Annotated in this window: 4 protein-coding genes; all 4 read right to left on the bottom strand. The window is 67.8% G+C overall.

Annotation, left to right across the window (positions count from 1 at the left end; translation table 11 throughout):
• The coding region (locus ABD908_RS26720; protein WP_345001843.1) for an NADP-dependent isocitrate dehydrogenase at positions 1-622 on the bottom strand (622 nt) is incomplete at its 3' end.
• Between the two features lie 40 nt (positions 623-662).
• Positions 663-1,481, bottom strand: a complete 819-nt coding sequence (locus ABD908_RS26725; protein WP_345001845.1) for an alpha/beta fold hydrolase — start codon at positions 1,479-1,481, stop codon at positions 663-665.
• A 42-nt stretch (positions 1,482-1,523) separates the two neighbouring features.
• Complete coding sequence (gene sucD, locus ABD908_RS26730; RefSeq protein WP_345001847.1) at positions 1,524-2,402, bottom strand: succinate--CoA ligase subunit alpha; 879 nt, start codon at positions 2,400-2,402, stop codon at positions 1,524-1,526.
• Between the two features lie 89 nt (positions 2,403-2,491).
• Positions 2,492-3,661: an ADP-forming succinate--CoA ligase subunit beta gene (sucC, locus tag ABD908_RS26735; RefSeq protein WP_345001849.1), complete on the bottom strand. Its 1,170-nt coding sequence runs from the start codon at positions 3,659-3,661 to the stop codon at positions 2,492-2,494.
• Between the last annotated feature and the right edge of the window lie 235 nt (positions 3,662-3,896).

Below are 3,896 nucleotides of genomic sequence, written 5' to 3' on the forward strand. Positions count from 1 at the left end.
TGCCGCTGGTGGTGACCAGCTCCATCCGGACGTCGCGGTCCTTGTCGAGGGTGATCGACTTCTCCCCGTGGTAGAAGTCGCCCTCCCGCATATGCGCCACATGACTACGGGACGCCATCGACCACTCACCCATGCTGTGCGGGTGCTTCCGCGCGTACTCCTTGACCGCCTTCGGCGCCCGACGATCCGAGTTACCCTGCCGCAGAACAGGGTTCACGGCGCTGCCGAGACAGGTCGAGTAACGCGCCTTGATCTCCTGCTCCTCGGACGTCTTCGGATCCTCCGGGTAGTCGGGGATCTTGAACCCCTTCTCCTGCAACTCCTTGATCGCGGCGAGCAACTGCGGCACCGAGGCACTGATGTTCGGCAGCTTGATGATGTTGGTATCCGGCTCCAGGGTCAGCCGGCCCAGCTCGGCCAGATTGTCCGGAACCTTCTGCTCCTCGGTGAGGTACTCCGGGAACGTCGCCAGAATGCGCGACGCGACGGAGATGTCGCTGGTCTCCACGTCGACGCCGGCCGCACCGGCGAACGCCCGGATCACGGGTAGGAACGCCGCGGTGGCGAGCAGCGGCGCCTCATCGGTGAGCGTGTAGATGATGGTCTGCTTCTGATCACTCATGAATCTCTTCCCGATCTGGAGATGGTTTCTTCGTACACAGCTATCCCGCAGCAGCCATGTGCGCCTCGATGGCGTGATTGACCCGGCCGGCCTCCTCGAGCCAGCACAGGTGGCCGGCGCCGGGAAGGACGAGCTGACTCGCCCCCGGCAACCGGCGAGCGAGATGCGCCACGTTGTCGAACGGGACCACGCGGTCCGCCGTCCCGTGGACGATCAATACCGGAACGTCGACGTCACCGTCGGGCGCCCCGCCCTCCAGGAACTCCGCGCAGGCACCGAACTGAGCACTCCACGCCCGATGCGAGGTGGGGTATCGCAACCGCATCTCCAGCAGCTTCTCGAACTCGTCGGCGTGCTCGACGGTCCACCCGGGCGCGAACGACACGGGCATCGTCTCGCGGGCGTACTCGGCGGGACTGAGGGCCGTGGACGTCGTCCACACCCGCAGGGTCGAATCCGGGACCGGGGTGCACCCGGGTCCCCCGTCCGTGGTGGCGATCAGGGTGAGCGACTTCACCACCCCCGGGTGCCGGAGCGCGAGGGTGAGCGCGATGTACCCACCCATCGACGACCCCACGACGTGGGCCGGCGCGCCCGTCGCACGAATGACGGCCAACGCGTCCTCCGCCATCTGCCCGATGGTGTACGGACCGGGCGGGGCATCCGACTCTCCGGTTCCCCGGTTGTCCATCGCCAGGACCCGCGCGCCCGTGCCGAGACGATCGAGCTGGGGCGACCAGCTCCACGAGGCGTACCCGAGACCTGGGATGAGCAGAACGGGTTCGCCGGCCCCCTCGTCGCGATAGGCGATACGCGTACCGTCGTCTGCTCGAACCGTCCGTACGGTGGTGTGCTCCACTGCCCCCTGCTTCCTGCGACCCCTGCTTCCTGTGACCGACGGTCAGCGGGTGAGAACCTCGCGGACCAGAAGAGCGGTCTCGCTCGGCGTCTTACCCACCGCCACACCCACCGCCTCGAGCGCCTCCTTCTTGGCCTGCGCCGTACCGGACGAGCCCGACACGATCGCGCCCGCGTGGCCCATGGTCTTGCCCTCCGGCGCGGTGAAGCCGGCCACATAGGCGACCACCGGCTTGGTCACGTGCTCCTTGATGTACGCGGCCGCGCGCTCCTCGGCGTCGCCGCCGATCTCGCCGATCATCACGATCGCGTCGGTGTCCGGGTCCGCCTGGAAAGCCTCGAGACAGTCGATGTGCGTGGTGCCGATGACCGGATCGCCGCCGATGCCGACGCAACTGGTGAAACCGATGTCACGCAGCTCGTACATCAGCTGGTACGTCAGGGTTCCGGACTTCGACACCAGCCCGAGGCGTCCGGCCTGGGTGATGTCGGAGGGGATGATGCCGGCGTTCGAGACGCCCGGGCTGATGATGCCGGGGCAGTTCGGGCCGATGATGCGGGTCTTCTTCCCGATCGAGTACGCCCAGAAGGCGGCGGTGTCGTGCACCGCCACCCCCTCGGTGATCACCACGGCGAGCGGGATCTCCGCGTCGATGGCCTCGATGACCGCATCTTTCGTGAAGGCCGGCGGGACGAAGGCGACCGTCACGTTCGCGCCCGTCTCGGCCATCGCCTCGGCGACGCCGCCGAACACGGGCAGCACGACCCCGTCGATCTCGACCTTCGTGCCGGCCTTGCGCGCGTTGACGCCGCCGACGACCTGCGCGCCGGACGCGAGCATGCGCCGAGTGTGCTTCATGCCCTCGGAGCCGGTCATCCCCTGCACGATGATCCTGCTGTGCTCGTCCAACCAGATGGTCATACCGCGTCCTTGCTCGATTCCGGGCGACGGCACGCACCAGCGCCGATCGCCTGATGATTGTGATTCGTTCCGCTGGCGACGTTCATCTGTCAGGCGCCCGCGTTCGCCAACTCGGCAGCCCGCTCGGCCGCCCCGTCCATCGTGTCCACCAGGGAGACCAGTGGATGGTTCGCCTCGGCGAGGATGCGTCGGCCCTCGTCGACGTTGTTGCCGTCGAGGCGCACGACGATCGGCTTGTCGGCCGCGTCGCCGAGCATCTCCAGCGCGGCGACGATTCCAGAGGCCACCGCGTCGCAGGCGGTGATGCCGCCGAAGACGTTGACGAAGACGCTGCGCACGGCCGGATCGGACAGGATGATGCCCAGGCCGTCCGCCATCACCTCGGCGCTCGCGCCGCCGCCGATGTCCAAGAAGTTGGCCGGTCGCACACCGCCGTGTCGCTCACCGGCGTAGGCGACCACGTCCAGTGTCGACATGACCAGCCCGGCACCGTTGCCGATGATCCCGACCTCGCCGTCGAGCTTGACGTAGTTGATGTCCTTGGCCTTGGCCCGTGCCTCCAAGGGGTCGGCCGCGGCCTTGTCCTCGAGAGCCGCGTGGTCAGGATGACGGAAGGCCGCGTTGGCGTCCAGGCTCACCTTGCCGTCCACCGCGAGGATGCTTCCGTCGCCGACCCGCACCAGCGGGTTGACCTCGACGAGCGTGGCGTCCTCGGCCACGAAGGTCTCCCACAGCGCGACCAGTACGTCGGCCACCGGCTCGATCAGCTCGTCGGGGAACTTCGCAGCGTGCGCGATCTCCCGCGCCTTCGCCGCGTCAACGCCGACGGTGGCGTCGACCGGCACCTTCGCCAGCGCGTCCGGCCGCTCCTCCGCGAGCCGCTCGATCTCCATGCCGCCCTCGAACGAGGCCATCGCCAGGAAGGTCCGGTTGGCACGGTCGAGGAGATAGGAGACGTAGAACTCCTGCTCGATGTCGGCTCCCGGGTCCACCAGCACCCGGTGCACGGTGTGGCCGCGGATGTCCATGCCCAGGATCGCCTCGGCCGCGGTCCGCGCGTCGGCGGGAGTCTTGACGACCTTCACGCCGCCGGCCTTGCCACGCCCGCCGATCTTGACCTGCGCCTTGACGACGGTGACGCCGCCGATCCGCTCCGCGATCTCCTCGGCCTCAGCGGCGGTGGCGGCAACGTCACCGAGGCTGACCGGCACGCCGTGGCGCTGGAATAGTTGTTTGGCTTGATACTCGAAAAGATCCATGTGATCACGTCCGTTTTTTCGAAAGAAGTAATGCCCCGGCGGTGGCGGAGCGAGCCGCTCCGCCACCTGGCCTTCGGGTTCGATCAGCCGTTGATCATGTGCCGTAGCACGTACTGCAGGATGCCGCCGTTGCGGTAGTAGTCGGCCTCACCGGGGGTGTCGATGCGCACCACCGCGTCGAACTCGACCTTCGTCCCGTCCTCCTTGGTGGCGGTCACATGCACCGTCTTCGGGG

The sequence above is a fragment of the Tsukamurella soli genome, assembly GCF_039541155.1.
In the GTDB taxonomy this organism is placed as follows: domain Bacteria; phylum Actinomycetota; class Actinomycetes; order Mycobacteriales; family Mycobacteriaceae; genus Tsukamurella; species Tsukamurella soli.

Bases quoted from the DNA above. Each gene is read 5' to 3' on its own strand.
- sucD (WP_345001847.1), bottom strand. From the start codon at position 2,402: ATGACCATCTGGTTGGACGAGCACAGCAGGATCATCGTGCAGGGGATG.
- sucC (WP_345001849.1), bottom strand. From the start codon at position 3,661: ATGGATCTTTTCGAGTATCAAGCCAAACAACTATTCCAGCGCCACGGC.